Origin of the sequence: Micromonospora sediminimaris, from assembly GCF_016863575.1 — a bacterium.
Classification (GTDB): Bacteria; Actinomycetota; Actinomycetes; order Mycobacteriales; family Micromonosporaceae; genus Micromonospora; species Micromonospora sediminimaris.
In genome coordinates this window covers 1-26,399 of the sequence record NZ_BOPD01000016.1, presented here as the reverse complement: position 1 = coordinate 26,399, position 26,399 = coordinate 1, and the positions used below count along the sequence as shown (strand labels likewise).

Below are 26,399 nucleotides of genomic sequence, written 5' to 3'. Positions count from 1 at the left end.
TCGGAGCGTACGACGTCGGGCCCTTACGGTTCCGGCGGCGCGGCACGGGCAGTGAATCATCGCCCGCAGCGACCCTGCGGTGTCAGCGGGTGGGCCAGGTGCGCCAGCTCTGCCAGGCGCGACTCGGCGTCGGGCCGCGCTGGCCCTGGTAACGGGAACCGTAGACGGCCGAGCCGTACGGGTGCTCGGCCGGCGAGGAGAGCCGGAAGATACAGAGCTGCCCGATCTTCATGCCCGGCCAGAGGGTGATCGGCAGGTTGGCCACGTTGGACAGCTCCAGGGTGACGTGACCGGAGAAGCCGGGATCGATGAAGCCGGCGGTCGAGTGGGTGAGCAGGCCGAGACGTCCCAGGCTGGACTTGCCTTCGAGGCGGCCGGCGAGCTGGTCGCCCAGCGAGATGACCTCAAGCGTCGAGGCGAGCACGAACTCGCCCGGGTGCAGCACGAACGCTTGGCCGTCGGGCACCTCGACGGCGGAGGTGAGGTCGTCCTGTCGGGTCGCCGGGTCGATGTGGGTGTAGAGGTGGTTGTTGAAGACCCGGAACAGTTTGTCCAGTCGTACGTCGATGCTGGAGGGCTGCACCAGCGTGGGCTCGAACGGTTCGAGCGCCAGGGTGCCCGCCTTGATCTCGGACACCAGGTCACGGTCGGAGAGCAGCATCGCCACACCATAGCTGCCGGTATGTGACACGCGTGTCGGACTACCCGCTTCGAACGTGTGTTCGATAGGATGTCGGCATGGCTTCCTGGACCGAATTCGCCGCTGACGAGCCTCGACTCGCCGACGGGATCCGCCTTCTCATGCAGCAGTACGGCCCCGGCTTCGGCTACCTGGCCACGGTTCGTGCCGACGGCGGGCCCCGGGTGCACCCGGTTTCTCCGGTGATCACCGACGACGGTCTCTACTGCTTCGTGATCGATTCACCGAAGCGGCGCGACCTGGAACGCGACGGTCGTTACGCGCTGCACTCGTTTCCGCCGGAGGAGAGCGACGACGAGGCGTACGTCGCCGGACGCGCCCGGCCAGTCACCGACGACGCCACGGTCGCCCGGTTGGCGCTCGCCGCGCGGGCCGCCCCGCACGCCGACTGGCGCCTCTTCGAGTTCACGGTCGACGTGGCAATGCTGGCCCGGCGCGAGCAGTCGGTGGGCGGGCCGAGCGAGTTGGCGTCCAGTCCGGCGGTCCAGGTCTGGCTCGACCCGGCCGGTGTCGCGCCTCAGGCCGTACGCCCGGTGCCGGCCCACTCCGGGAGGCATCACCGCCGCGCCGCCTGACCCACATGCGCAGGTGCCGGCCCCGTCCGACGGAGCCGGCACCTGCGGTACGCGGTGCTGCGCTGGTGCTATGCCGCGCGGTAGGAGTTCCAGGCGTTGATCATGCGGGTGGCCTGGCCGGGGGTGAACTGGTACATGCAGCCGTCGTACGAGTAGTCCATGAAGTTGGTGATCGGGTCGAGGCCCTGGCTGGAGCAGGTGTCCCGGCCGGTCGGGCAGCCGCTTGCCGGCGAGGCTTCGGCCGGGGTGTCCCCGACCTGGTCACCGCTGCCCGAGCAGCCACCCTGGAACGTGTGGTAGAGGTTCAGCCAGTGGCCGACCTCGTGGGTGCCGGTGTCACCCTGGTTGTAGTTGGTGGCGGTGCCACCGGGCAGGGATTCGCTGAGCACGACCACGCCGTCCATCACGTTCAGGTTGCGCTGCGGGAAGGTCGCCCAGCCGAGCAGGTTGTTGCTGAGCGCGCCGAGGTAGATGTTGAGCGTCGACTTGCTGCCCTGGCGCAGCTGGGTCTTCATCTGCCGCTCGGCCGACGAGCCCTGTCGGATCGGGTACCACGACGAGTTGGTCACCCGGTTGATGCTCTGCAACTGGAACGCGAAGGCGGTCGCGGCACCACCGGTCGCGCCGCTGAACGACTGGTTGAGCACGTTGATCTGGGACTGGATCATCGAGTCGGGGATGTTCCCGCCGGCCCGGGTCGTGTCCCGGCGGATCACGTGCACCACCACCGGAATGGTTACCGAGGCCGCAGCGGCCTGGGCGTTCAGCGTACGTTGGCCGACTCGCTTGGCTCGCTCCTGCAGGATGTCGGCGAACTCGGCCTCGCGCTGATGCACCTGGGCGAGGGTCAGCTGGTTCGGATCGTGCCCGGCGGCACCGCCAGCCTTGGCCCGGGCCAGGGTGCCCGTCGGATCCTCACACACCTCGTCGGCGGTGACGGCGGCCGCAGCCGGGCTCGCGGTCGTGGTCGCGGCCGGCAGTAGGCCGACCGTGGCCACGCCGAGCGCCAGCGCGAGTGACGTCGATGCGATGCCGGCCATGCGCCGGTTCAGCAGGACGGGACGCAGTCCCATATGCCCACCTCTTTCTGGCGACGCGACCGGGGGTTGTGTCGCGTCGTGTGGAAAACGTGGGGCAGACGTTACAACCGATAGACAGATTTGAACATGGCCATATGTTGCGGCGATGAAACTTTTCTCCCGCCCCGCCCCGCCCCCGGGCCTACCCGCCCGCCCCGCGCCGGCCCCGCACGTCGACAGCCGCCAAGATCCCGTGCACCTTCGGGGATGTTGCCGCCTCCAACCCGTCTTCATGCAGCAGGTTCGGGGAAGTTGCGCGGACGGGACGTTCGGCGGGCGACTCGTCGTCCGGTGGGGCCTGGGTGCGTCGGTCGGGGTGGCTCGGGTAGAGTGGTGCCGCTTGCGGGTGTAGTTCAATGGCAGAACATCAGCTTCCCAAGCTGACAGTGCGGGTTCGATTCCCGTCACCCGCTCCGTGCGAACGGCCCTGGTCAGGACGCCAGTCCCAACCAGGGCCTTCGACCCTTCCTGGGCCACGAGCGGCCGACGGGCCACGGCGGGCATCGGCGGACAGCAGTCTTGACCTGTACAAGGCAGGGGCATCGGGTCTCCGCCTCCCGACACACCGGTCCGCATCGACGCTATCGCGTTGATCGTCGCGAGGCTGGGCAGCCACAATCCCACCATGTCCGCCTCCGCACGTGGTCTGCTTCTGAAGCACTTCCGATGGATCGAGGGCCACGCTGACGTGTGGGCGATATTCCGCGACGCCAAGGCACTCCGCCAGGTCGTCGCAGGTCTGGTCGAGCCGTTCAGGAACTCGGATGTCACAGCCATCTGCGGGATCGAGTCCCGGGGGTTCCTTCTCGGGGGCGCTGCGGCCTTGGAGTTGGGCGTCGGGTTCATCCCAGTGCGCAAGCGTGACGGGCTGTTTCCCGGCGACAAGATCACAGCGGCAGCCGAACCGGACTACCGCCAACGGTCGCACACCCTGCGCTTGCAGCGATCCTCACTCGGATCACACGACCGGGTTCTGCTCGTGGACGACTGGATTGAGACAGGCAGCCAGGCGCTCACCACCAGACAGATGGTCGAGCGGTGCGGCAGCAGCTGGGTAGGGTGCAGCGTTCTGGTCGATCAGCTCCGTGATGATCGGCGGGCGGCACTCGGCACTGTGATGAGCCTGGTGCGGGCCGATGAGTTGCCGGTGTGGACCGGCTAGAGGGCCCGACCGCTCGCGCGTGGGGCAAACTGTCCACTTTGATCGGTGGGACCACGCGCCCGGCTCGTCGTTCCTAGGCTCTCCCCGGCGAGGCGAGAAAGCGCCTAACTCGGGGAGACGAGGCATCCATGACCATGCGCACCAGTCGGGCCATCGCGGCGACGCTCCTTGCGGGCGTCGTCACCGCGACCGGCCTGCTCACGGGGGCGGCCGCAGCCCAGGCCGAGCCGGTGACGGCCGGCACCTTCACGATGACCGGGGATCCCGGCGACTGGGTCACCGGCGGCGCCACCTACAGCTACGACGCCGGGGCGGGAGACCAGCTGTCGATTCGCGCCGACGATCAGCTTCGCGGGGTCTACCTGTCGATCAACGGCAGTAACGGTGACTGGTGGTCGATGGAGCTCAAGGCGCCGGCCGGCCAGCAGCTGGCCGTCGGCGACTACCCGGAAGCCACCCGCGCGCCGTTCAGCGGTGCGGGCGCCGGCATCGACATCAGTGGCAACGGCCGGGGCTGCAACACGATTACCGGCTCGTTCGTGGTCGCCGACGTGGCGTTCGGCCCGCACGGGTACGTGGAGCGCCTCGACGCCACCTTCGAGCAGCATTGCGAGGGCGGCGAGCCGGCTCTGCGCGGCCGGGTCGTGATCGGCAATCCGCCGCCGCCGGCCCCGCTGGAGTTCACCGTCACGCCGGCGGCGGACGGCGTCTTCAGCAAGCTGAACGGCAAGGCCACGGTGCACGGCACCGTGGCCTGCAACGCGGACGCGACGGTGCAGCTCAGTGGCCTGGTCACCCAGGTCAAGAAGAAGGTCATCATCCGTGGTCCGTTCACTGGCCGGGTCGACTGCGTCGAGGGTGAGACGGCGCAGTGGTCCGCGACGGCGGACCCGACGGGCACCACCCCGTTCCAGAAGGGGAAGGTCGAGGTGACCGGCAGCGCCTGGGCGAACGACCCGAACTACGAGGGCGAGATCGTCCAGGTCGAACTCGCACCGACCACGGTGACGCTGACCCGGGCGCCGGCCGCCGTCGAAGCTCTCATGTGAGAGCTGGTCGAGGCAGCACGGGGGCCCGGTCCGAGGGAAGACCCTGGGGCCGGGCCCCTTGCCGTGCCCCGCGGTGTGACCTGCCTCCGCGTACCATCGTGATCATGAGGGTTGGCATCGTGATCCTGCCCGACCAGCGCTGGTCGGTGGCGCGGCACCGCTGGCGGCGCGCCGACGAGTGGGGCTTCGACCACGCCTGGACGTACGATCATCTGGGCTGGCGCGACCTGGTGGACGGGCCCTGGTTCGACTCGATGACCACCTTGACCGCCGCCGCGACGGTGACCACCCGGATCCGTCTCGGCACGCTCGTCGCCTCTCCGAACTTCCGGCATCCGGCGGCCTTCGCCCGGCAGGTGACCGCGTTGGACGACGTCTCCGACGGCCGGGCGCTGCTCGGCCTCGGCGCGGGTGGCATCGGGTTCGACGCGGCCGTTCTCGGCGGTGAGACGCTGCCCCCACGGCAGCGGGTGGATCGGTTCGCCGAGTTCGCCGAGTTGCTCGACGCCATCCTGCGACAGGACGGCACCACCTGGCGGGGCGAATGGTTCGCGGCGGTCGACGCCCGGAGCAATCCGGGCTGCGTTCAGGAGCCCCGGGTGCCGTTCGTGGTGGCCGCCAACGGCCCCCGGTCGATGCGCGTCGCGGCCCGCTTCGGGCAGGGCTGGGTGACCACCGGGCCCGCCGCCGACGAGCTGGACGACTGGTGGACCGGGGTGGCCGAGCTGACCACCCGCCTCGACGCGACCCTGGCAGCGCAGGGGCGTGACCCGGCCAGCCTGGACCGTTACCTTTCGCTGGACTCGGCACCGGTCTTCTCGTTGCGTAGCGCGCAGTTCTTCGCCGATCAGGTGGAGCGGGCGGCGAAGCTCGGCTTCACCGATGTGATCACGCACTGGCCGCGGGAGAGCAGCTGGTACGCCGGTGACGAGGCGGTCCTGGTGGACGTCGCCACCCGCCTCCTGCCCGAGCTGCGTCGCTGAAACTGCACGCTGCCGCCAGGTCGGCGCAGGGTGGCGCGGGCTGCGAGCCGGACGACGGCTCAGGTGCCGAGGTCGCCGGTGGCGATGCCGCCAGCTCCGGCGGACACCAGGCGGAAGCGTACGCAGGCGATCTCGCTGTCGTCGGTGACCGGGGTGCCGACGCGGGCCCAGTACGCGGCGTGTCCGGCCCGCCATTCCTCGATCGAGCGGTCGCCCTCCCCCTCGGCGCGGGCGAAGTCCCACGGCACCTCGGCGAACCGGGTCACCTCGATGCCGGTCACCTGGACGACGGCCACCAACGCGTCGGCGTCGTCGACGAGGGCCAGCCGCTCTCCGACGTGCTCAAGTTCCTCGCCCTCATCGGCGTACTCGTTGAGCAGGCCGGCGGTGGCGGTCTTCACGCCGGCCAGCACGAGGGTGTTGAGGCGCGCCCGTAGCTCACCGGGGGTGCCGAGAGCCAGCGCGCGGAGTCCGCCGATCCGTGGCCACATCGGGTCGAGGCTACCGCCCGATCGCCGGCATCCGGTGGAGCCTGAGTGAGTCGTCCCGGAAGGGTGCGAATGGGAGTACGGTCGATGGCCGACGACAAGGAGATGTCCATGGCGGACCGACGTGCGGTGCTCATCCCGGGACGCGGGTACGACACCCGGTACCCCCTCTTTCTCTACCTGGGCGAGGCGCTGCGCCGGGTCGGTTTCGGGCTGCACGGGATCTCCTGGCAGGTGCCGGAGCACTTCGACATCGACACCATCGGCAGATGGGTGTGTGACCAGGTCTCCCCGGCCCTGAACGAGCGAACGGACCTGCTGGTCGGCAAGTCGCTCGGCACCCTCGCCGCGCCGCTCGCGGCCGGCCGGGGGCTGCCCGCGGTCTGGCTCACCCCGTTGCTGCACCGCGGCGACGTGGTCGACGCGCTGCGCCGGGCCACCGCCCCGTTCATCCTGGTCGGCGGCACCGCCGACTCGTCCTGGGACGGCGGAGCCGCCCGGCGGCTCACTCCGCACGTGTTGGAGATCCCCGGGGCCGACCATGCGCTGATGGTGCCCGGCCCGCTGGCCCGCTCCGCCGAGGCGCTCGGCCAGGTCTGCACCGTCGTCGAAGACTTCGTCCGCTGACCCCGTTCATGACGTTGTTGTCGCGCCACGCCGGAGCGAGGGGCAGCAACATCATGATCAACGCGATGAAACGGGTTTCAGGCGGGGAGGTCGGGGGTGGTGAGGAGTGCGGTGATTCGTAGGGTGGCCGCCAGGGTTGGTGGACAGGTGGCGACCACGGCGGCGGTGCCGACCGGGTCAGCGCCCCGGGCCGTACAGATCTCGTAGATGGCGCGTACCTGGGCGGCGGTGTCCACCCAGTCGTCAACCACCAGCACCCGGTCGCCCGGACCCAGGTGCCGGTCACGCACCGCGAGGTCCACCCGTCGACCGCGAAAGTCGGGGGGACTCTGCGCCCAGGTCAGCGAGCCGGCAGGCAACCGTCCGTCCCCCGGCTTGTGCGCCGCCACGAATCCCACGCCGAGGGCGGTGGCCGCCAGCGGCCCGAGCAGGAACCCGGTGACCGCCGGGGACACGACCACCGTGGGTCGAGCCGCCCGGAACGGCGCGACAAGCGCCGGCCCCAGCTCGGCAAGCGTCGCCGGATCCCGCCACCACCCGGAGGTGTCGCTGACCAGGTGGCTCGCGCCCGGACCGGGGTCGACCCACCCGAACAGCTCGACGAGGCGTCTGCTCAGCTCAACGGGCATGTCACCATCCTGCGTCACCCGACAGTCGAACACCGGCCCTCCCGGCCCACCACGACTCGGATGATCGGCTGCACGTATCACCGCAATTGCAGTCATAACGCCATGATCACGTTGACTTCGGAAGTGCTTCTCTCGTTATGGTCCGACCCGGTTTGACCCGCTGAGAAAGGACCGGGCCGGTGGCTGGTAAGCACTCCCGTACCCGCAGGTTCACCTCGCCGGCCGGTCTCACGGCCAGCGCCGTGGTGGCGGTCGCGCTCGCCGTCGGAGGCACTGTCGGCGCCGTACGACTGACCGCCGACGCGGAGCCGGCTCGACCGGCCGCGATCGACCTGTCGCCCACCCTGGAAACGAGCGTCCCCACGACCGGCTCGCCGACCGCGTCGCCGACCGCCAGCGCCAGTGCCTCGCCGAGCCCGACGGTGAGCCCGACGCCGAGTCGTACCGTCCAGGCGCCGTCGCGGAGCAAGCAGCGTACGGCCAGCCCGAAGCCGAAGCCGACGGCCAAGAAGACGACGGCCCGCCCGGTGGTCGACACCGGCTCCTGCGGCGCGTCCTTCTACTGGCAGGGTCAGATGACCGCCAACGGCGAGACGTTCGACCCGGAGGGAATGACGGCCGCCCACAAGACCCTGCCCTTCGACACGAAGGTGCGGGTGACCAACCCGGCCAACGGCAAGTCGGTCACCGTCCGGATCAACGACCGTGGTCCGTTCATCGAGGGGCGTTGCCTGGACCTGGCCCGGGCCGCGTTCGCCGAGATCGCGTCACTCGATCTCGGTCACATCGAGGTCCGCTACGAGGTGCTCGGCTGACCCGGTGGAGCGTCGCGATCGGTTCCGGCCCCGGCTCCTCGCGGCCAGATCCGTCTCGTCCGAGGGGCCAGGCTCATTCTTTCGCTCACCTACATCGGGCATGCTGTCGGATGTACGCACGCAACTCCTCCAGCCGGGCCGCGGCCCGCTGAGCCCCGGATCCCGCGCCGGCCTCGGCGCGGCCCTCGTCCTGCTCGCAATCGTGTCCGCGGTCGAGTTGGCGGACGGCCGTACGGCGAACTACATCGCGCTGATGGTTGCCGCGCCGTTCCTGGCCGCCGCGCTCGCCTCCTGGCGGATCGTGCTCGGCGTCGGTGCCGCCGCCTCCGTGCTGGGGGCGACCTTCGCCCTGGCCGAGCGGACGGTGTCGGTCGCCACGGCCGTCGCCGTGGCCGGCATCGCGTTGGGTACGGGTATCGCGGGGGCGGTGGCGGCGGTACGGCAGCGGCAGGCGGAGCAGATCGCCGAGCTGTCGAAGCTGGCCATGGTGGCTCAACAGGCGGTGCTGCGCCCGCTCGGTCCTCGGGTGGGTGCTCTTTCCGTGGCCGGCAGGTACATCTCGTCGACCGCCACGGCCGAAATTGGCGGGGACCTCTACGAGGCGATCGAAACTCCGTACGGCGTTCGCATGATCATCGGGGACGTACGCGGCAAGGGACTGGAGGCGGTCCGGCTGGCGAGCATCGTCCTCGGCTCGTACCGGCACGTGGCGTACGAGCGGGCCGATCTGCGGGCCGTGGTGACGGATCTGGACCGGGCGGTGGCGCGCAACGTTGGTGACGAGGACTTCGTCACGGCCGCGTTGGTCGAGGAGCGCGGTGGCACGCTCACCATCGTCAATTGTGGACATCCCGCGCCGCTGCTGCTGCGGCGTGGCGCGGTGATCTCTCTTGAGCCCCCGGCACCGGCGCCCCCGCTGGGATTCATGCCTGTGGTCCGGCCACGGGTGGAACGGCTGGAGCCGGGTGACCGGTTGCTGCTGTTCACCGATGGGCTCGGCGAGGCGCGGCGGGACGGCGAGTTCTTTCCCACCGCGGATCGGGCCTGGCGGCTGCTCGGGCACGGGACGGTCGGTGACGGCCTCGCCTCCCTGGAGACCGCTCTGGTCGAATGGGTGCACGGCCGGCTCGACGACGACATCGCGCTGGTCCTGATGGAGTACACGGGCTCGCCGGGCAAGGCGACGGCGGCGGTGCCGAGCTGGGAGGTCGGTGCGGCCGAAGGGTGATCCCCGCCGAGATCCCCGCCGGTGACCTGAACGGCAGGTGTGTAATGCCTGTCACTATCAGGATCGGCTTGTCGCTGCCTACCCGCGAGTAATAGAGTCAGGGTTACTGATCGGTAACACCTGTCCGGAAGCGGGGCCAGCAACATGACCCACTACAAGAGCAACGTACGGGACCTCGAATTCAACCTGTTCGAGGTGTTCGGGGCGGACCGGGCGTTCGGCCAGGAGCCGTACTCCGACCTCGACGTCGACACCGCGCGGAGCTTCCTTGCCGAGGTCGACCGGCTGGCTCGGCAGGACCTGGCCGCCAGTTACCAGGACAGCGACCGCAACCCGCCGGTCTTCGACCCGGCCACGCACACCGCGCCGCTGCCGGAGTCGTTCAAGAAGTCGTACCGGGCCTTCATGGAGTCCGAGTTCTGGCGCCTGGACCTGCCCTCGGAGCTGGACGGCACCAACGCCCCCCGGGCGCTGTGGTGGGCGCTCGCCGAGCTGGTGCTCGGCTCGAACGCGCCGGTCTGGATGTACGCCTCCGGTCCGTCCTTCGCGCACGTGCTGCACGTGGAGGGCACCGAGCAGCAGAAGAACTGGGCCAAGCTCTTCATCGACCGGCAGTGGGGCTCCACGATGGTGCTCACCGAGCCGGACGCCGGCTCGGACGTGGGCGCTGGCCGGGCGCGGGCGATCCCGCAGCCGGACGGCTCGTGGCACATCGAGGGCGTCAAGCGCTTCATCACCTCCGGTGAGCACGACCTGAGCGACAACATCGTCCACTACGTACTCGCCCGCCCGGTCGGGGTGGAGGGCGTGGGTGGCCCCGGCACCAAGGGCCTGTCGCTGTTCGTCGTCCCGAATTACCACTTCGACGAGAACACCGGCGAGCTGGGCGAGCGCAATGGCGTCTTCGCCACAAACGTCGAGCACAAGATGGGCCTGAAGGTCTCCAACACCTGCGAGATCACCTTCGGCGAGCACGGCGTACCGGCCAAGGGCTGGTTGCTGGGCGAGAAGCACGACGGCATCCGGCAGATGTTCATGATCATCGAGTACGCCCGGATGATGGTCGGTACGAAGGCCATCGCCACCCTGTCCACCGGTTACCTCAACGCGTTGGAGTACGCCAAGAACCGGGTGCAGGGCGCCGACCTGACCCAGATGGCGGACAAGACGGCTCCCCGGGTGGCCATCACCGCGCACCCCGACGTGCGTCGCTCGTTGCTGTTGCAGAAGTCGTACGCCGAGGGTCTGCGGGCCCTGGTCCTCTACACCGCCACCTGGCAGGACAAGGTCGCCATGGCGGAGGCGGCCGGCGACGAGAAGGCCATCAAGCTGGCCAAGCGGGTGAACGACCTGCTCCTCCCGCTGGTCAAGGGCGTCGGCTCGGAGCGGGCGTACGAATTGCTCGGGCACGAGTCGCTGCAGACCTTCGGCGGCTCCGGATTCCTCCAGGACTACCCGCTGGAGCAGTACGTCCGGGACGCCAAGATCGACACCCTGTACGAGGGCACCACGGCCATCCAGAGCCTCGACCTGATCTTCCGGAAGATCGTCCGGGACAACGGCAAGGCACTGCTGGCCGTGGCCGGCGAGATCCAGGAGTTCATCGCCACCGAGGCGGGCAACGGCCAGCTCAAGGAGGAGCGCCAGGCGCTCGGCAAGGCGCTCGCCGAGATCCAGAACATGCTCGGCGTGATGACCGGCTGGCTGGGTGAGGCGCAGGGTGGGGACACCCGGGCGCTGTACAAGGTCGGGCTGAGCAGCCGGCGGTTCCTGCTGGCCCTCGGTGACCTGGTCGTCGGCTGGCTGCTGCAGAAGCAGGCCGACGTGGCGCTGAAGGCGCTCGCCGGTGAGGTGACGGCGGCGGACAAGGCGTTCTACACCGGAAAGGTGGCTGCCGCCCGGTTCTTCGCCCGCGAGGTGCTGCCCCGCATCGGCGCCGACCGCCGCATCATCGAGGGCGCCGACCTCGACGTCATGGACCTCCCCGAAGAAGCCTTCTAACCCACCCACTCACCCGGTCTCGTTGATCATGAGGTTGGCGGCGGTTCAGGAGCAACATCGCCGCTCACCTCATGATCAACCCCTTGTTCGTGGGGGTGCGGGGGTGGGTAACTGGGGGGTGGGTGGGTATGCGGTGCGGGCCAGTCCGAGTACGCCCAGAGCAACCGCACGGGGGAGTGCCGCGCACATGGGCATTGGTAGTGGGATCTTCCTGATCGCGATCGGCGCGATCCTGACCTTCGCCATCCGGGCCAACGTCTGGTGGGTCGACCTGCGGGCGGTCGGTTGGGTCTTCATCCTGGCCGGGCTGGCCGTGCTGCTCACCACGCTCTGGTTCTGGCAGGACCGCCGCAAGCGGGCCCGGACCTTGATCGTGGAGGAGAACCGGCTCTCGCATCCGACCGCGATGATGCCGCCACCGCCCGATCCACCGCCACCGACCGCGCCACCGAGCTGAGCGACGACCTCCACGGCACACCGCATTAGCGTGCGGTGTGCCGGGTCTCGATCCCGGCCCCGCCGCGGCTCAGCTCCGCCCAGGGCAGGGCCGTCCGGTGCACCACGAGACCGCCGGTACGCAGCCCTTCCGGATCGGCCCGCACCGGATCGAGCAGTTCGGACAGTAGGGATATGCCGGGATTGTGGGCAATCAACAGGACCGTGGCCGCGGTTGGTGACACCTGCCGGATCAGGTGCAGCAGGTCTTCCGGATGTGCCTCGTAGGCGTCCGGTTCATAGCGAACGACCGGAGCCGGACCTGCGGGACCGCTCTCCGGCGGTGAGCCGGTGATCCCCAACTGGACGGCGTGCCACGTCTGTCTGGTTCGTACGGCCGCCGAGCAGAGCACCACGTCCGGCAGCAGCCCGTGTCGAGCCAGCCACGCCCCGGCCGCCGCGGCGTCCGCCCGGCCGCGAGCGGCCAGCGGACGTTCGACGTCGGGACCGTCCGTGGTGGGCTGTTCTGCCTTGGCGTGCCGCAGCAGCACAAGTGTCCGCTCGTCGTGCGGGCTGTCCGTCATGTCTCCAGCTTGCCGGATTGGCGATCTCCGTGCCGGGGTAAGTCGGTCGATGCCGCAACCTCATCCGTGGCCGCGGCGGAGTGGAATGCCAGCTTCGATAGCCAAGGAGACGACCAGATGGGCATCGGTGGCAGTATTTTCCTGATCGCGCTGGGCGCGATCTTCGCGTTCGCCGTGGAGGCGGACCTGGGCTGGCTCAACCTGAGCGTTGTCGGCTGGGTGCTGATGTTCGCGGGCGTCGCCGGGCTGATCGTGACCCTCTACTACTGGAACTCGCGTCGGCGTACGGTCGTCGCGCCGGTACGCGAGGAACGGGTGGTGGCCGAGCGCGCCGTGCCGGTCCGGGACGACCGGGTGGTCCAGGAGTACCGCGAGGTGCGCCGGCCCGGTCCCACGATCTGACCTCAGGGCCCAGCCCGACGGACCCAGCGGGGGTGGTGAGCGACGAGGCTCACCACCCCCGCTGTCGTTGTGCGCCGGCTCAGGCGAACAGTGCGAAGTAGATGGCGATGTGGTGGCAGATCGCGGCGACCAACGTGCAGGCGTGGAAGAACTCGTGGTGGCCGAAGACGGTGGGCCACGGGTTGGGGCGGCGCAACGCATAGAAGACCGCGCCCACGGTGTAGATCCCGCCGCCCACGGCGAGCAGCACCAGGGCCGTGACTCCACCCTGGTGGAGGATGTCGGGCAGCATCGCCACGGACACCCAGCCGAGGGCGAGGTAGAGCGGCGCGGAGATCCACCGGTTGGCGTGCGGCCAGATCAGCTTGAGCGCCACACCGCCCAGGGCACCGCCCCAGACGATCGACAGCATCATGACGGCGGCCCGGGTCTCCAGCAGCAGCAGGCAGAACGGGGTGTACGTGCCGGCGATGAACAGGAAGATCATCGAGTGGTCCATCCGGCGCATGACTGCGTAGCCGCGGGTCGACCACACCCGACGGTGGTACAACGCGCTGGTGCCGAAGAGGCCGCAGACGGTGAAGCTGTAGACGGCGGAGCTGACCAGGGGGGTCCAGCCCGGGCGGGTGGCGGCGATCGAACAGAGCACGATGCCGCAGACCAGGGCGACGAAGAACGCGTACGTGTGCAGCCAGCCGCGCATCCGGGGTTTCCCGATGTCGACCGGCTTGAGCCGGGGGCGTGCTGAGGTGGTCACGCCCTTAGGTTACGGCAGCGTAGGTTACTTTCGGGTAGTGCAACTGGTCACGCTGTCCGACCAGTGGCCGACCCGAAAGCATCGACTCTTCCGGGAGGATGGCGGAATGCGGATCAGACCGGTCGGCACGCACGCCCTCCTGCTCGACCTCGCGCCACCGGAGGACATCGATCCCGCCGCGCCGCCGAGTCGGGACACCGAGGTGGCCGCCGCCGTCGAGGCGTGGCGGGCGGAGCTGTGGCACCGCCGTGAGCTGGGCGAACTGGTCGCCGTCGAGATCGTGCCGGCCGCCACCACCGTGTTGCTCGACGGCGTACCCGATCCACCGGTCACCGCCGCCCTGATCGCCACCTGGACCGCCTCCGCGCCGCCCGACGGAACGATGACGGCGGTGCCCACCGCCGCATCCGCCCCTCTCGTCGAGGTACCCGTCAGCTACGACGGAGCAGACCTCCCCCAGGTGGCCGATCACTGGCGCACGGACGTACCGGGCGTGGTGCGTCGCCTGCGGGACACCGAGTTCCAGGTCGCATTCTGCGGCTTCGCGCCCGGCTTCGGGTACCTCACCGGGCTACCCGCCGAGCTGGCGGTGCCCCGGCTGCCGACGCCCCGGCAACGGGTGCCGGCCGGTTCGGTCGCCCTGGCCGGCCGGTACGCGGGCATCTACCCCACCGCGTCCCCGGGCGGTTGGCTGCTGGTCGGGCGGACCGAGGTGACCCTCTTCGACGTGACGGCGGACCCGCCGGCCCTGCTCAGCCCCGGCACCCAGGTCCGGCTGGTGGAGCGGTGAGCGGCACCCTCGAAGTGCTCCGGGCCGGGGCGTTGACCACCGTGCAGGACCTCGGTCGGCCCGGCTGGGCGCACCTCGGCGTACCCCGTTCCGGTGCCCTCGACCCGGCGGCGCTGCGCCTTGCCAACCGCCTGGTCGGCAATCCGGAGCACGCGGCCGGGCTGGAGATCACCCTGACCGGCTGCGAGCTGCGACCCACCCGGGCCACCACCGTCGCCGTCGTCGGTGCCGAGGCGGACGTTCGGGTCGGCCAGCGCCCCGGTGACACCGGCCGCCCGCTGGCCGTACCGGGGGGTGCCCCGCTGCGCATCGGCCCCGCCCGACAGGGCCTGCGCTGCTGGCTCGCGGTGGCCGGTGGCATCGCCGTCACACCGGTGCTGGGCAGCCGCTCGACCGACACCCTCGCCGGGCTCGGACCGGCCCCGCTGCGCGACGGCGACCTGCTGCCGCTGGGCACCCCCGCCAACCCGCCCGCCCCGGTCGACGTCACCATGCCGGTGGCGTCCCCGACGGAGTTGCGGCTGACCGTGCGGCTCGGTCCTCGGCACGCCTGGTTCACCCCGGCGGCACTGGACCGGCTGCTCGGGACGGCGTACCAGGTGAGTCCCCTGAGCAACCGGGTCGGCGCGCGCCTCAGCGGCGCGCCGCTGCCCCGCGCGGTGGCCGGGGAACTGCCCAGCGAAGGACTCGTCCTCGGCGCGGTACAGGTGCCGGCGGACGGTCAACCACTGGTCTTCCTCGCCGACCACCCCACCACCGGCGGATACCCGGTCATCGCGGTGGTGGACGACGTGACCCCGCTCGCGCAGGCCCGCCCAGGCACTACGGTGAGATTTCATGGACCTCAACGCTGACCTCGGCGAGGGCTTCGGCATCTGGCGTCTCGGCGACGACCAGGCCCTGCTGAACCTGGTCACCTCCGCCAACGTCGCCTGCGGCTTCCACGCCGGGGACCCGGCCACCATGCGCCGGGTCTGCGCCGCCGCCGCAGAACGGGGAGTCGCCGTCGGAGCCCAGGTCGGGTACCGGGACCTCGCCGGCTTCGGCCGACGGTACATCGAGTACGAGTTCGCGGAGCTGCGCGACGAGGTGCTCTACCAACTCGGCGCGCTCAACGCGTTCTGCCGGGCGTACCGCACCCGGGTCCGCTACCTCAAGCCGCACGGCGCGCTCTACCACGCGGCGGCCAGCGAGGAACTGCCGGCGGCGGCCCTGCTGGCCGCCCTCGAAGACTTCGACCCGGAGCTGCCTGTCCTCTGCCCGCCCGGATCGGTGCTCGCCCAACTCGCCCAGGGTGCCGGTGTCCGGGTGGTGGCAGAGGGCTTCGCCGACCGGAACTACCTGCCCAACGGTCGTCTGGTCCCGCGCACGTCGCCGGACGCGTTGGTCACCGACCCGCAGGAGGTCGCCCGCCGGGCGGTACGGATGGCCACCGAGCGGGTCGTGGTCACCGTCGACGGCGGTACGGTCCCGTGCGTGGTGGAGTCGGTCTGCCTGCACGGCGACAGCCCCGGCGCGGTGGCCGCCGCGGAACTCGTCCGTGCCGCCCTCGTCGACGCCGGGGTCACCCCCGCCTCGTTCGCCTGAGGTGCGAGGCAGGGCACCTTGGCCGGGCGTCAGCCGGCGTCCATGCCGCGCAGGACCAACGGCAGCCGGCCGGCGCCGCCGTCGACCACCCGCACCGGTACGCCCCAGTCCTGCCGGGTCAGGTGGCAGGCCGCGTGCTCCACGTCGGCGTCACAGGTGGCCGCCTGGGCGGTCACCTGAAGCACCCCGTCGGGCACCGTACCGTCGATCACCAGACGCCGGGACAGGTCGGTGCCGGTGCCCGCCCCCTCGACCAGCAACTCCGGCGGCGACGCGGAGACGACGAGCCGGGTGGACGGTCCGAAGGTGTCGTCCAGCTTCTGCCCGGGGGCCGGGGTGAAGACGACATCCAGCACGACCTCGCCCGAGGCCAGTTCCGTCGGCTGGCGCTCGGTGCGGTGCCGTGGACCGTCGACGGTTTCCGCGCCGGCCGCCGAGAGCGCACCGGGCGCCAGCCGGGTGATCCGGTGCGCCGCCGACTCCACCACCAGCACCGCGCCGTCGGCGGTGAGCACCAGGTCGCTGGGCTCGGCCAGGCCGCTGGCGACGGTGGCGACCCGATCGCTGGCCGGGTCGTACCGGCGTACCGCGCCGTTGTAGGTGTCGGCGATCAGGACCGAGCCGTCGGGCAGGGCACAGACGCCGAGCGGGTGCTGAAGCAGGGCCTCCGCTGCCGGCCCGTCCACGTGCCCGAAGTCGAACAGGCCCTGACCCACGGCGGTGCCCAGCACGCCGTTCTGCACGTAGCGGACGGCGCTCGTCTCGCTGTCGGCCACCCAGAGCCGGTCGCCGTCGGTGGAGACGGCAAGCCCGGACGGCTGGGCCAGCCATGCTTCGGCCAGCGGCCCGTCGCGCAGCGCCTCCACCGTGGTGCCGGCGTACATGCCGGCGGTGCGCTTGATCGGGTCGAACCACCAGAGCTGGTGGATGCCGGCCATGGCGACGACGATCTTGTCGTCGTACCAGGCGAGATCCCAAGGTGAGGAGAGGTCGACCGATCGGGCGTCGTGCGCGTGGTCGTCGACCGTCGACCGCCACTGCCGCCCGGTGCCGGCCACGGTGAGCACCTCGCCGGTGGCCAGTCGTACGCCCCGCAGCAGGTGGTTGACGGTGTCGGCGACCACCAGGTCGTAGCCGGCGACCTCGGCGACGTGTGGCGGCAGCAGACACAGCCCCTGCGGCTCGGAGAAGGTCGCGGCACCTGCGGAACCGTCGGTCCGGCCCCGCTCGCCGGTGCCGACGGTACGGACGACGGTCTCAGCGTCGGCGGCCAGCTCGACCAGGCGGTGCCGCGCCGAGTCGGAGACCAGCAGGCCACCCTCGGGTAGGGCCACCGCCTTGCCCGGGAAGCGGAGGGTGGTCTCCGGCTCGGCGACTGGGACGTACGGACCGTCGCCCCGGTGCAGCGTGCCCTTGACCTCGTGGGTGGCGATCAGGTCGTCGATCAGCCGGGCCAGCCCGTCCGCGTGGCCCTCACCCGCCATGGTGGCCACCACGTATCCCTCCGGGTCGATCACCGCGAGGGTCGGCCAGGCACGGGCCGCGTACTGCTGCCACATGTCCAGCTCAGGATCGTCGAGGACGGGGTGGTGCACGCCGTACCGCTCGACGGCGGCGGCCAGCGCGTCGGCGTCCTTCTCGTGCTCGAACTTCGGCGAGTGCACCCCGATCACCACGAGAACGTCGGCGTACTTCTGCTCAAGGGGGCGCAACTCGTCCAGCACGTGCAGGCAGTTGATGCAACAGAAGGTCCAGAAATCCAAGACGGTTATACGACCTCGAAGGTCGGCGAGCGTCAGCTGCCGCCCGCCGGTGTTCAACCAGGCCCGACCTCGAAGCTCGGGCGCCCGCACGCGTGCACTCATGCCCCCATCGTGCCCTACCGGCGGAGGCCAGCCGGCTCGAAGGGGAGGCCCAGCGTCCGGTCGCGGGTTGCGGCATCCCCGGCGATCACCAACCCCGGGAAGGCGCGACATGCCGCTGCCCGTTGAGCACCACCGAGCCGGGCCCGGCCGAGGTCCGCCGGGCAGTAAAGAGGCGGGGTCACGGTTGCCCGTGACCCCGCCGTCGAGTGTGCGACGGATCAGCCGCCGGTTGCCTCCTTCAGGCAGAGCACCGGGTTGGCGGTGGCGCCGCGGAGGTCCACGTAGGGCATGGCCGGGTCGGGGCACTTGTCCTTCGACTCGACCTTCGACACCACGCTGAAGGCTTCCGGATCGGTGCAGTCGACCGCCACGGCGGTGTCGCCGGAACGCTTGACGCACGAGCCGACCGGCGGGTCGAAGGCATTCGAGTCGTCCGAACCACCGACCATGCCGAGGAGCATCAGCAGGCCGAGTGGAATGGCCAGGATGAGCACGGCGGCGACCAGCACCGCGGCGAGTACCCGCCCGTTGCGTACCTTCGGTGCCGGGGTTTCCGGCGCTGGCTCAGCGACCGGCTTGAACGCGTCGAAGCGACCCTGCTCCGCCTCGCCCGGACCCGGGCTCCACGGTGGTGCGGACTGCGGCGGCGGGGGGAACGCCGAGTTGTGCTCGCCGCCCGGCTCGGACCGGACGGGAGAGCCGTAGGCGCCGCCCGGGCGCTCGGACGGCCCACCGAACGGGTCGTTGCCCGGCCCACCGAACGGATCGTTGCCCGGCCCGCCGAACGGGTCACGCGGTGCGCCGCCGAACGGGTCGGCCGGGCGCTCCGGCTCGGCGTGCGGCCGTACGCCGTTGACCGGCCGGTTCGCCGGAGGCGCGTCGATGAAGGACGGTATCCCCGGCGGGAAGGCGGGCGGAGCAGCTGGCGAAGCCGGGGCGGCCGGTCCGGCGAAGGCGTTCGGCCCGCCCATCGGCGGCTCCCGGTCGGCGAAGCGGGGCTCCGGGGTCTGCTCGAACCGATCCGGGCCCTGATCGCTGCGCGCCCCAGCCTGGTCGACGTCGAACCGCCCCGGGCTCTGGTCGAAGCGGGGCACCAGGGGTTGCTCGCCGTGCTCCTGGGCCGGTTCCTCGGTGTGCTCGGGACGGGCCGGCCGGCCGTACACCCGTGGTTGTGGCGCGGGCGAACCGGTCGGGCGAACCGCGTGGTCGGCCGGGGGCATGACCCGGCTGGACAGTGGCACGGAGGCGCTCGCCGCGACACCGCCGCCGGCTGGCGGCGCGGCGCGGCCCTCGGCCTCCGGAGAGGTACGCGGCGCCGGGATGACCGGCGACTGCGGCTCGTCGTGCCGGGGCTCGGGGTGGCCCCAGGCCGGGCCGCCGGCCGGCTGGTCGGCGACCGGGCGGCCAGGCGGTCCGGCCGGGTCGTCGGTGAACGGCGTGGGCTGAGCGAAGTCCGCAGGCGGTGTGGCGGCCAGGCTGGCCCCCGGCACCCGCTGCTCCTGCGGAGGCAACGGCACCATGTTGGCGGGGGAGATACCCGGGCCGGGCGCGGGCTGGTAGACCGCGTCCTCGGACCGGCCTGCGTCGGGTTCGGAGGTGGTTCGGGGTGCGGCAGGCTCCGCCGCCTGGCCCCATGCCTCACCGGGTGCCCACGGCTCGACGTCCGGCACGGCGGACCGATCGGCGGCGGTGCGGGACGGCAGCGGCTCGGCGGACGGGCTCCAGGACGGTGGCGGGCCGGCAGCCGGATTGCCTCCGGCCCAGCCGGTCGACTCCTCCCGTGCGGGCGTGGCCCAGTCGGGCTGCGCCGGCCGGTCACCGCCCGGGTGCCAGCCCTCGGCCGGCTGCTCGGCCCAACCGCCCCCGGCCGGCTCCCCTCGCTGGCCGGTCGCCCAACCGGACTGCTCCGGCTGCTCGGGCGGCCATGCCTCGGCGCGTGACGACCCGTCGGTGGGCCGCTGCTGCTGGCCCGCGTCCGGGGCCGGTACCTGGGCGCTGGCCCGGGCTGCCGGCTCGCGGGCGGGGGGCGGCTGGTCGGCCTGCGCCCAGGTCGGCTGGGGCTGACCTGCGGTCGAGGCCCAGCCGGGAGGCTCGTCGTCGGCACTCGGCGCGGCGGCCCAGTCAGGCTGCTGGCCACCGGCCCACCCGGTGGCCGCTGCCGGGTGGGACTGGCCCGGGGCGGGCTGCCCGCCGGCCCAGCCCGGCTGACTCGTGGCCGGTTGGTTGGCAGCCCAGTCGGGCTGACTCGTGGCCGATTGGTTCGGCGTCCATTCGGCGGGGTGCGCGGTGTCCCCAGTGGCGGGATCCGTGGCCCAGGCGGGTCCGGCCTGGGCGCCGTTTGCCCAGGCCGGCCGATCCGATGTGGGCGGTGTGGCCGGTGCCCAGCCGGGGGCGGGCTGCTGCGGCTGGTCTCCCTGGGACGCCCAGTCCGGCTGGTTGCTGGCGGGCTGGTCCCAACTGCCGGGTGTGGCTTCCGCCTGCCGGGTCCCCTGGGCGCTGCCCCACGCGTTGCCCTGCTGGTTGACCCAGGCTGGTGCGGACGTGTCCGGGCGGGCGGGTGGTGGCGGCGCCCAACCGAGGTCGGGGGCGGATGCGCCGTACCCGTTGTCCTGCTGAGCCGGTCGGTCGCCGTACGGCGCCGATCCGCCGCCGCCCGGCGGCACCTCGTCCGGCTCCTGGCCGGGGCGGTGCGGGCCCTCGGACGTCATGCGTGCGCCTCCTCCATCACATGTCGGCCGCCGTCGCCGATGGTCTCGGCAGGGCAGCCGGCGGTGCCGGCGTACCGGCTGTGCCGGCTCCCCGCACCGTATCCCGGTCGCCGCCGGTGGGCTTCCGGGGAGCTTCGGCCATCACTGTCCGTCGCCGGGCGGTGTCGAGGTGCTTCTATCGCCTCGACCTGTCCCCGAGTGCGGACGACGACCGAGCCCCACCGTACCGGGCGCTGCGTCGGGGCGGTATCCCGGTGTCAGCGGCGGTCGCAACGCCGACGACCCGCCCGGTTCGCCCGGGCGGGTCGTCGATCTGGAGGAGGCGGATAACGTCGTGGGGCGTCAGTGCATGTGACGCTGGGCGATGGCGAGGATCTCGTCGCGAACCGCGGGCGAACTGGCGGAGCGCAGGGCCCGCTCGATGGCGCGGGCGCGGCGGCTGGCGTCGCGGCGGTTGCGGATTCGCTCGATCATGCTCATGGTGTCTCTCCTCCTGGGCTATTCGGTTGTCGTCCCGTCGTCCCCTCCATTGAAGCGCACCGCGCCCAGGTTTGCCAGCGATTATTAGGTGAGCTGAGCCACCAGCCTAAGAATCTTAGGTAAGCAATGCCTGATGGCAACTCTTTCTTCGCCAAACGACTACGGCCGGTGTGCCGGGCGTCAACCCGTGGCACACCGGCCGTCGCCGTCGTCGCGCGTCAGGTCCAGGCGAGCAGGGCCGCCTCCGGATCGGCGAGGAAGTCGCCCACGTCGCGGAGGAACTTCGAACCCAGCTCACCATCGATGATCCGGTGGTCGAAGGAGAGGCCGAGCGTGGTGACCAGGCGCGGCTTGACCTTGCCCTTGTGGACCCAGGGCTGTTCGCGTACCGCACCGAAGGCCAGGATCGCCGACTCGCCCGGAGGCAGGATCGGCGTACCGGTGTCCACCCCGAACACCCCGACGTTGGTGATCGTCAGAGTGCCCCCGGACATGTCGGCCGGCGAGGTCTTACCGGCCTTGGCGGTCTGCACCAGGTCGGTCATCGCGTCGGCGAGTTCGCGCAGGGTCAACCGGCCGGCGTCCTTGATGTTCGGCACGATCAGACCGCGCTCGGTGGCCGCCGCGATGCCGAGGTTGACGTACTCCTTGACGACGATCTCGTCGCCGGCCCAACTGGAGTTGACCAGCGGATGCCGCCGGACCGCCAGCAGCACCGCCTTCGCGACCAGCAGCAGCGGCGAGACCCGCACGTCACGCCACTCCCGTCGCCCGCGCAGCCGGTCCAGCGCCTTCATGGCTCGGGTCACGTCCACGGTCAGGAACTCGGTGACGTGCGGAGCGGTGAAGGCCGAGCGGGACATGTTCTCGGCGGTGAGCTTGCGTACGCCCTTGACCGGAATGCGCTGCTCGCGGTCCGCGCCGAAGCTCGCGGCCGAGCTGGCCGAGGTGGTGACCGCCACCGGTTCGGCCGCCGCCGGGGCCGCCGCCCGCTGTACGTCCTCCCGCGTGATCGAGCCCGACGGACCGGACCCGGTCAGCGTGCCCAGGTCGACCCCCAGGTCCTTGGCGAGCTTGCGGACCGGCGGCTTGGCCAGCACCGGTCCGCTGCTCCGACCATTACCGTTGACCGTTGGCACGGACGTGGGCTGGACCGGTGCCGGAACTACCCGCGCCGGGCCGACCTGGACCGGTGCGGCCGGCACCGGCGCCGCCGGTGCGGCCGCGGCCGGAGTCGTGTCCTTGCGGGGGCGGCGCTTCGCCGCCGTGGTGCGCGGACCGTAGCCGACGAGAACGGCGGTACGGCCCCCGGGGGCGGGACCGCCGATCAGGCCCGGCTCGACCGCACCCTCGGTCGGCGCGACCTCGACGGCGGCCAACGACGCCGCCGACGGGGCGGGCAGGTCGGTGGTGGGCGCACCAGTGGTGGACTGCTCCACCGGACCGGCGCCCGGGTCGGTGTCGATCGCGATGATCGGGGTGCCGACCTCGACCGTGGAGCCCTCCGGGTGGAAGATCGCCTGGACCTGGCCGGCCCACTTCGCCGGAATCTCCACGGCCGCCTTGGCCGTCTCCACCTCGACGATCGGCTGGTTCAGCTCGATCGTGTCGCCCACCTTGACCAGCCAGGCGAGGATCTCACCCTCGGTCAGGCCCTCGCCCAGGTCGGGCAGGTTGAATTCCTTGATCCGCGACATGCCGCTCACCAGCCGAAGGTGCGGTCGACGGCGTCGAGCACCCGGTCGAGGTCGGGAAGGTACTCCTCCTCCACCCGGGCTGCCGGGTAGGGGGTGTCGAAGCCGGCCACCCGCAGCACCGGCGACTCCAGCGAGTAGAAGCACTCCTCGGTGATCCGGGCCGCGATCTCCGCACCCATGCCCAGGTTGGACGGTGCCTCGTGCACCACCACCGCGCGGCCGGTACGCCGCACCGACTCGTACACCACGCCGAGGTCCAGCGGGGAGAGCGTGCGCAGGTCGATGACCTCCAGGTTCCGCCCGTCCTCCGCGGCGGCGGTCGCCGCGTCGAGGCAGGTACGCACCATCGGACCGTACGCGAGCAGGGTGGCGTCTGTGCCGGCCCGGGCGACCCGGGAGGCGTGCAGCGGGTACGCCTCGGACAGCGGAGCGTCCAGCTCGACCTGCCCCTTCTCCCAGTAACGCCGCTTCGGCTCCAGGAACACGATCGGGTCGTCCGAGGCGATGGCCTGCTGGATCATCACGTAGGCGTCCTGCGGACTGGCGCAGGAGACCACTTTCAACCCGGCGGTGTGCGCGAAGTACGCCTCAGGCGACTCGGAGTGGTGCTCCACCGCGCCGATGCCGCCGCCGAACGGGATCCGGATCACCATCGGGATGTTGAGCTTGCCCCGCGAGCGGTAGTGCATCTTCGCGACCTGCGACACGATCTGGTCGTATGCGGGGTAGACGAATCCGTCGAACTGGATCTCGCAGACCGGGCGGTAGCCCCGGATGGCCAGGCCGACCGCAGTGCCGATGATGCCCGACTCGGCGAGCGGAGTGTCGATCACCCGCTGGTCGCCGAAGTCCTTCTGCAACCCGTCGGTGATGCGGAAGACGCCGCCGAGCTTGCCGACGTCCTCGCCCATGATGACGACCTTCGGGTCGTTCTCCAGTGCCTTGCGCAGGCCGGCGTTGAGGGCCTTGCCGAGGGTGAGCGTCTCCGTGGCCATCAGTGCGCGCTCCCCTCGAACGACTCCAGGTACCGGCTGAACTGTGCGCGCTGCTCGTCGAGCAGCGGCGACCCGTTGGGGTAGACGTGGTCGAACATGGTGTCCGGTTCCGGGTTCGGCATGGCGAGCACCCGCTCACGCAGGTCCACCGCCTCCCGGCGGGCCTGCTCGTCGACCTCCGTGAAGAACCCGGCGTCGGCGATCTTCTCCCGCTCCAGGAACGCCTTCATCCGGGCGATCGGGTCCTTGGCCTGCCACGCCTCGACCTCGCTGGCGATCCGGTAGCGGGTCGGGTCGTCGGAGGTGGTGTGTGCGCCCATCCGATAGGTGTACGCCTCGATCAGGCTCGGGCCCTGCCCGTGCCGGGCGTTGTCCAGCGCGTGCCGCGTCACCGCGTACGTGGCCAGCACGTCGTTGCCGTCGACCCGGACGCCGGGGAACCCGAAACCGGCGGCCCGCCGGTAGAGGGGGATGCGGGTCTGCCGCTCCAGCGGCTCGGAGATGGCGTACTGGTTGTTCTGGCAGAAGAACACCAGGGGGGAGTTGAACACGCCGGCCCAGACGAACGCCTCGTTGACGTCACCCTGGCTGGTGGCGCCGTCGCCGAAGTAGGCGATCACCGCCTCGCCGTCGTCGGTGCCGGTCTTGCCGTCCATCGCGACGCCCATGGCGTAACCGGTGGCGTGCAGGGTCTGCGCCCCGATCACGATCGTGTACATGTTGAACTTGAACTCGTTCGGGTCCCAGCCACCCTGGTCGACCCCGCGGAACAGGCCCAGCGGCATGATCGGGTCGATGCCACGGCAGTAGAGCACGCCGTGCTCGCGGTAGGTGGGGAACGCCATGTCCTGCGTACGCAGCGCCCGGCCGGAACCGACCTGCGCCGCCTCCTGGCCGAGCAGGCTCGCCCAGATGCCCAGCTCGCCCTGCCGTTGCAGGGCCGTCGCCTCGGCGTCCAGCTTCCGGACGAGCACCAGGTCGCGGTAGAGGCCGCGGTACTCCTCGTCGGTGAAGTCGACGCGGTACTCGGTGCCGTCCGGGCCGGTCACGCTCTCGATCCGCTCGCCGGAGGGCGTGAGCAGCTGCACCAGCTCCGGATCGCCGGTGGTGGCCTTCCTGGATCGGGGTGCGGCTCGCCGGCCGCGGGCCGGGGCCCCGGGGTCGCCCTTTGCCATCCGTCTCTCCCTGTCGTGTCTGCGTCGGCACCGGGGGGTCACCCGGCCGCGCGACTCGTGCGCCCGTCCCGGCTGGTGCCGGGATGGTTCCTGGCGGCCGCGCCTGACCCCGGTAGGGGCTGCCGCGCGGCATGAGCCGGATTCTGGCCGAACCCGGTTCGGGAGCGCCGGTGCCCAGTCGCGCCTACCGCGTGGGTGCGCGGAGGTCGCGGCTGCGCTGCCGCCGTGCCTCCAGTTTCGCATCAGAGGTGAGGCGTCCCACACCCCGCCCGCCCCGCATCCGGTGGCCGGCCCGCTTCGTTACCTGAAGCGCCGGAGTGTCCGGCCGATCGACGCGCGACCGTTCCGGTGATGGTTCGTCACCATTCGGCCAGATAAGCATGTCGACACGCGGTAGGGGGTTGGCTGACGCAGAGTCACTGCCCCAGGCTGATCGCGCGGGCCGGATCCAACTTCTGCGGCTCGCCAGGGTACCCATCGGGCGGCCCTGACCAGGGGCGACGACGAGGAGCGCGTGGTGTCCGAACCAGGTGAAGGTCCCGGGACGCCGATCCTCGGCCGGCACCGGGCGTCCGGCTACCGCCCCGTCGTGGGTGCGCACCGCGCCGTGCGTACCGCAGGCCCCAGCCGGGGCTATCTGCTGACGGTGGCACTGCTCGCCGGCACGGCCTCGATGCCGGTCCTCGCCGCGATCAGCACCGGCTCCGCGACGGTCGGCAGCACGGCACTGCCGGACGGCAGTACGCCGTTCATCCCGACGCCCTCCATCGGTCCGGTGGTGGTCCCGCCGCCGCCCACCGGTTCGCCGACGGCCACCGCGACCGCGGTGCCCTCGGTCGAGCCGGCGGCACCGCCGGTCAACCCAGTGGTGCCGACGCCACGACTGACGATCGTGGGCACCCCGGTCGAGCACCCGCCGTCCCGTCGCCCCGAGGCGCCGGCCACCGCTCCGGCTCCCCGGCCGCCCACCAGCACCCCGGCCCCTCGCCCGGCGCCCACCCCGACCCGGTCACCGTCGCCGAACCCGACGAGCGGTTCGCCCACGCCGACCGCCGATCCGGACCCGCCGACCGCCTCGGCTGCCCCGAGCGATCCGGTCGAACCGACCGCGTCCAACGACCCGCCTACCGCGGACCCGGTCCCGTCGACCGATCCCTCCGCGTCCGCCGGTCCGACCGCGTCGAGTGATCCATCGGCGTCCGCCGACCCGGGCCCGTCGGACGGTCCTACCGCGTCTGCCGAACCGACCACGTCGAGTGACCCGTCGCCGACGACCGACCCGAGTACGTCCAGCGGCCCTTCCGCGTCCGCCGATCCGACCGCGCCGGGCGGTCCGCCGGCCACCCCGGGCGGCGGTGGGTCCGCGCCGGAGCCCCCGCCGACCACCATCGTGATGGAGCCGCTGTTCTCCGGCACATCCGAGCGCACCGGCAGCGCCCGCGCCCGGGCGCGTTCCGCCTGCGAGGGCACTGCCGGCCCGCCGCCGGCTCCACGGGCGGTGCCAGCCTGACCGGCGGTGCCAGCCTGACCGGCGGTGCCAGCCTGACCGGCGGTGCCAGCCTGACCGGCGGTGCCAGCCTGACCGGCG

Annotated in this window: 26 protein-coding genes and 1 tRNA gene; 14 read left to right on the top strand and 13 right to left on the bottom strand. The window is 71.5% G+C overall.

Annotated elements, in window-relative coordinates:
* Positions 1-82 precede the first annotated feature (82 nt).
* On the bottom strand, positions 83-661 hold the full coding sequence (dcd, locus tag Vse01_RS14020) for a dCTP deaminase (protein ID WP_093409429.1): 579 nt from the start codon (positions 659-661) through the stop codon (positions 83-85).
* 77 nt (positions 662-738) lie between these two features.
* Between dcd and Vse01_RS14015 the strand changes: the two genes are divergently transcribed.
* Positions 739-1,275 (top strand): pyridoxamine 5'-phosphate oxidase family protein, encoded by a 537-nt coding sequence (locus Vse01_RS14015; protein WP_093409162.1) that lies wholly within the window; start codon positions 739-741, stop codon positions 1,273-1,275.
* A gap of 68 nt (positions 1,276-1,343) precedes the next feature.
* Here Vse01_RS14015 and Vse01_RS14010 read toward each other — a convergent pair whose 3' ends face one another.
* A complete protein-coding gene (locus Vse01_RS14010; protein WP_170863580.1) occupies positions 1,344-2,348 on the bottom strand; it encodes a zinc metalloprotease in 1,005 nt (334 codons plus the stop codon).
* A gap of 348 nt (positions 2,349-2,696) precedes the next feature.
* Between Vse01_RS14010 and Vse01_RS14005 the strand changes: the two genes are divergently transcribed.
* The 4 genes from Vse01_RS14005 (at position 2,697) to Vse01_RS13990 (ending at position 5,548) form a co-directional block, all read left to right on the top strand.
* Positions 2,697-2,767: transfer RNA gene (locus Vse01_RS14005), tRNA-Gly, on the top strand.
* 212 nt (positions 2,768-2,979) lie between these two features.
* Positions 2,980-3,516: a phosphoribosyltransferase family protein gene (locus Vse01_RS14000; RefSeq protein WP_093409157.1), complete on the top strand. Its 537-nt coding sequence runs from the start codon at positions 2,980-2,982 to the stop codon at positions 3,514-3,516.
* Between the two features lie 128 nt (positions 3,517-3,644).
* A complete protein-coding gene (locus tag Vse01_RS13995; RefSeq protein WP_198413248.1) occupies positions 3,645-4,565 on the top strand; it encodes an SH3 domain-containing protein in 921 nt (306 codons plus the stop codon).
* A 104-nt stretch (positions 4,566-4,669) separates the two neighbouring features.
* Positions 4,670-5,548, top strand: a complete 879-nt coding sequence (locus Vse01_RS13990; RefSeq protein WP_093409427.1) for an LLM class flavin-dependent oxidoreductase — start codon at positions 4,670-4,672, stop codon at positions 5,546-5,548.
* A 59-nt stretch (positions 5,549-5,607) separates the two neighbouring features.
* Here the strand turns inward: Vse01_RS13990 and Vse01_RS13985 are convergent, their stop codons facing one another.
* Entirely contained in the window at positions 5,608-6,039 is a 432-nt protein-coding gene (locus Vse01_RS13985) for an ASCH domain-containing protein (protein ID WP_093409154.1), read from the bottom strand.
* 108 nt (positions 6,040-6,147) lie between these two features.
* Between Vse01_RS13985 and Vse01_RS13980 the strand changes: the two genes are divergently transcribed.
* Positions 6,148-6,663: an alpha/beta fold hydrolase gene (locus Vse01_RS13980; RefSeq protein ID WP_093409425.1), complete on the top strand. Its 516-nt coding sequence runs from the start codon at positions 6,148-6,150 to the stop codon at positions 6,661-6,663.
* Between the two features lie 77 nt (positions 6,664-6,740).
* Here the strand turns inward: Vse01_RS13980 and Vse01_RS13975 are convergent, their stop codons facing one another.
* A complete protein-coding gene (locus tag Vse01_RS13975) occupies positions 6,741-7,292 on the bottom strand; it encodes a phosphoribosyltransferase family protein (RefSeq protein ID WP_093409423.1) in 552 nt (183 codons plus the stop codon).
* 179 nt (positions 7,293-7,471) lie between these two features.
* Here Vse01_RS13975 and Vse01_RS13970 point away from each other — a divergent pair, with 179 nt between their 5' ends.
* The 4 genes from Vse01_RS13970 (at position 7,472) to Vse01_RS13955 (ending at position 11,793) form a co-directional block, all read left to right on the top strand.
* On the top strand, positions 7,472-8,107 hold the full coding sequence (locus Vse01_RS13970) for a septal ring lytic transglycosylase RlpA family protein (RefSeq protein WP_093409151.1): 636 nt from the start codon (positions 7,472-7,474) through the stop codon (positions 8,105-8,107).
* 100 nt (positions 8,108-8,207) lie between these two features.
* Complete coding sequence (locus Vse01_RS13965; protein ID WP_093409148.1) at positions 8,208-9,335, top strand: PP2C family protein-serine/threonine phosphatase; 1,128 nt, start codon at positions 8,208-8,210, stop codon at positions 9,333-9,335.
* Between the two features lie 144 nt (positions 9,336-9,479).
* Positions 9,480-11,336 (top strand): acyl-CoA dehydrogenase, encoded by a 1,857-nt coding sequence (locus Vse01_RS13960; protein WP_093409145.1) that lies wholly within the window; start codon positions 9,480-9,482, stop codon positions 11,334-11,336.
* Between the two features lie 187 nt (positions 11,337-11,523).
* The gene (locus Vse01_RS13955) at positions 11,524-11,793 is read left to right on the top strand and encodes a DUF6458 family protein (protein ID WP_043961115.1); all 270 of its coding nucleotides are present in this window, start codon (positions 11,524-11,526) and stop codon (positions 11,791-11,793) included.
* 25 nt (positions 11,794-11,818) lie between these two features.
* Here the strand turns inward: Vse01_RS13955 and Vse01_RS13950 are convergent, their stop codons facing one another.
* On the bottom strand, positions 11,819-12,355 hold the full coding sequence (locus Vse01_RS13950) for a SixA phosphatase family protein (protein WP_093409143.1): 537 nt from the start codon (positions 12,353-12,355) through the stop codon (positions 11,819-11,821).
* A gap of 117 nt (positions 12,356-12,472) precedes the next feature.
* On the opposite strand from Vse01_RS13950, the gene Vse01_RS13945 reads away from it, so the two are divergent.
* Positions 12,473-12,757, top strand: coding sequence for a DUF6458 family protein (locus tag Vse01_RS13945; protein ID WP_093409140.1), 285 nt, complete (start codon positions 12,473-12,475; stop codon positions 12,755-12,757).
* Positions 12,758-12,836: 79 nt separating this feature from the next.
* Here the strand turns inward: Vse01_RS13945 and trhA are convergent, their stop codons facing one another.
* The gene (gene trhA, locus Vse01_RS13940; protein ID WP_093409137.1) at positions 12,837-13,514 is read right to left on the bottom strand and encodes a PAQR family membrane homeostasis protein TrhA; all 678 of its coding nucleotides are present in this window, start codon (positions 13,512-13,514) and stop codon (positions 12,837-12,839) included.
* A gap of 106 nt (positions 13,515-13,620) precedes the next feature.
* Here trhA and Vse01_RS13935 point away from each other — a divergent pair, with 106 nt between their 5' ends.
* Genes Vse01_RS13935 through Vse01_RS13925 form a run of 3 tightly spaced genes read left to right on the top strand, consistent with a single transcriptional unit; the run spans position 13,621 to position 15,891 of the window.
* Entirely contained in the window at positions 13,621-14,304 is a 684-nt protein-coding gene (locus Vse01_RS13935; protein ID WP_093409135.1) for a 5-oxoprolinase subunit B family protein, read from the top strand.
* A complete protein-coding gene (locus tag Vse01_RS13930; RefSeq protein ID WP_093409133.1) occupies positions 14,301-15,158 on the top strand; it encodes a 5-oxoprolinase subunit C family protein in 858 nt (285 codons plus the stop codon). The genes Vse01_RS13935 and Vse01_RS13930 overlap by 4 nt, the downstream gene beginning before the upstream one ends.
* Positions 15,142-15,891 (top strand): LamB/YcsF family protein, encoded by a 750-nt coding sequence (locus Vse01_RS13925; protein WP_093409131.1) that lies wholly within the window; start codon positions 15,142-15,144, stop codon positions 15,889-15,891. Before Vse01_RS13930 ends, Vse01_RS13925 begins: the two co-directional genes overlap by 17 nt.
* A 29-nt stretch (positions 15,892-15,920) precedes the next feature.
* On the opposite strand, the gene Vse01_RS13920 is transcribed toward Vse01_RS13925, so the two are convergent.
* The 7 genes from Vse01_RS13920 to Vse01_RS29345 form a co-directional block, all read right to left on the bottom strand.
* On the bottom strand, positions 15,921-17,756 hold the full coding sequence (locus Vse01_RS13920; RefSeq protein ID WP_093409128.1) for an NHL domain-containing thioredoxin family protein: 1,836 nt from the start codon (positions 17,754-17,756) through the stop codon (positions 15,921-15,923).
* Positions 17,757-17,974: 218 nt separating this feature from the next.
* Positions 17,975-20,464, bottom strand: a complete 2,490-nt coding sequence (locus Vse01_RS13915; RefSeq protein WP_093409123.1) for an LppU/SCO3897 family protein — start codon at positions 20,462-20,464, stop codon at positions 17,975-17,977.
* Positions 20,465-20,806: 342 nt separating this feature from the next.
* Positions 20,807-20,944 carry a hypothetical protein gene (locus Vse01_RS13910; protein WP_165437957.1) on the bottom strand — a complete coding sequence of 46 codons (138 nt, stop codon included), beginning with the start codon at positions 20,942-20,944 and terminating at the stop codon, positions 20,807-20,809.
* Between the two features lie 218 nt (positions 20,945-21,162).
* Positions 21,163-22,641, bottom strand: a complete 1,479-nt coding sequence (locus tag Vse01_RS13905) for a dihydrolipoamide acetyltransferase family protein (protein ID WP_093409120.1) — start codon at positions 22,639-22,641, stop codon at positions 21,163-21,165.
* Between the two features lie 5 nt (positions 22,642-22,646).
* On the bottom strand, positions 22,647-23,636 hold the full coding sequence (locus Vse01_RS13900; protein ID WP_093409117.1) for an alpha-ketoacid dehydrogenase subunit beta: 990 nt from the start codon (positions 23,634-23,636) through the stop codon (positions 22,647-22,649).
* Positions 23,636-24,811 (bottom strand): pyruvate dehydrogenase (acetyl-transferring) E1 component subunit alpha, encoded by a 1,176-nt coding sequence (gene pdhA / locus Vse01_RS13895; protein ID WP_093409114.1) that lies wholly within the window; start codon positions 24,809-24,811, stop codon positions 23,636-23,638. Before pdhA ends, Vse01_RS13900 begins: the two co-directional genes overlap by 1 nt.
* Positions 24,812-25,444: 633 nt before the next feature.
* A partial coding sequence (locus Vse01_RS29345) for a hypothetical protein (protein ID WP_239104281.1) occupies positions 25,445-26,399 on the bottom strand: 955 nt, incomplete at its 5' end.

Coding starts and splice junctions, on each gene's coding strand:
- dcd (WP_093409429.1), bottom strand. CDS start 661: ATGCTGCTCTCCGACCGTGACCTGGTGTCCGAGATCAAGGCGGGCACC.
- Vse01_RS14015 (WP_093409162.1), top strand. CDS start 739: ATGGCTTCCTGGACCGAATTCGCCGCTGACGAGCCTCGACTCGCCGAC.
- Vse01_RS14010 (WP_170863580.1), bottom strand. CDS start 2,348: ATGGGACTGCGTCCCGTCCTGCTGAACCGGCGCATGGCCGGCATCGCA.
- Vse01_RS14000 (WP_093409157.1), top strand. CDS start 2,980: ATGTCCGCCTCCGCACGTGGTCTGCTTCTGAAGCACTTCCGATGGATC.
- Vse01_RS13995 (WP_198413248.1), top strand. CDS start 3,645: ATGACCATGCGCACCAGTCGGGCCATCGCGGCGACGCTCCTTGCGGGC.
- Vse01_RS13990 (WP_093409427.1), top strand. CDS start 4,670: ATGAGGGTTGGCATCGTGATCCTGCCCGACCAGCGCTGGTCGGTGGCG.
- Vse01_RS13985 (WP_093409154.1), bottom strand. CDS start 6,039: ATGTGGCCACGGATCGGCGGACTCCGCGCGCTGGCTCTCGGCACCCCC.
- Vse01_RS13980 (WP_093409425.1), top strand. CDS start 6,148: ATGGCGGACCGACGTGCGGTGCTCATCCCGGGACGCGGGTACGACACC.
- Vse01_RS13975 (WP_093409423.1), bottom strand. CDS start 7,292: ATGCCCGTTGAGCTGAGCAGACGCCTCGTCGAGCTGTTCGGGTGGGTC.
- Vse01_RS13965 (WP_093409148.1), top strand. CDS start 8,208: ATGCTGTCGGATGTACGCACGCAACTCCTCCAGCCGGGCCGCGGCCCG.
- Vse01_RS13960 (WP_093409145.1), top strand. CDS start 9,480: ATGACCCACTACAAGAGCAACGTACGGGACCTCGAATTCAACCTGTTC.
- Vse01_RS13955 (WP_043961115.1), top strand. CDS start 11,524: ATGGGCATTGGTAGTGGGATCTTCCTGATCGCGATCGGCGCGATCCTG.
- Vse01_RS13950 (WP_093409143.1), bottom strand. CDS start 12,355: ATGACGGACAGCCCGCACGACGAGCGGACACTTGTGCTGCTGCGGCAC.
- Vse01_RS13945 (WP_093409140.1), top strand. CDS start 12,473: ATGGGCATCGGTGGCAGTATTTTCCTGATCGCGCTGGGCGCGATCTTC.
- Vse01_RS13935 (WP_093409135.1), top strand. CDS start 13,621: ATGCGGATCAGACCGGTCGGCACGCACGCCCTCCTGCTCGACCTCGCG.
- Vse01_RS13925 (WP_093409131.1), top strand. CDS start 15,142: ATGGACCTCAACGCTGACCTCGGCGAGGGCTTCGGCATCTGGCGTCTC.
- Vse01_RS13920 (WP_093409128.1), bottom strand. CDS start 17,756: ATGAGTGCACGCGTGCGGGCGCCCGAGCTTCGAGGTCGGGCCTGGTTG.
- Vse01_RS13915 (WP_093409123.1), bottom strand. CDS start 20,464: ATGACGTCCGAGGGCCCGCACCGCCCCGGCCAGGAGCCGGACGAGGTG.
- Vse01_RS13910 (WP_165437957.1), bottom strand. CDS start 20,944: ATGAGCATGATCGAGCGAATCCGCAACCGCCGCGACGCCAGCCGCCGC.
- Vse01_RS13905 (WP_093409120.1), bottom strand. CDS start 22,641: ATGTCGCGGATCAAGGAATTCAACCTGCCCGACCTGGGCGAGGGCCTG.
- Vse01_RS13900 (WP_093409117.1), bottom strand. CDS start 23,636: ATGGCCACGGAGACGCTCACCCTCGGCAAGGCCCTCAACGCCGGCCTG.
- pdhA (WP_093409114.1), bottom strand. CDS start 24,811: ATGGCAAAGGGCGACCCCGGGGCCCCGGCCCGCGGCCGGCGAGCCGCA.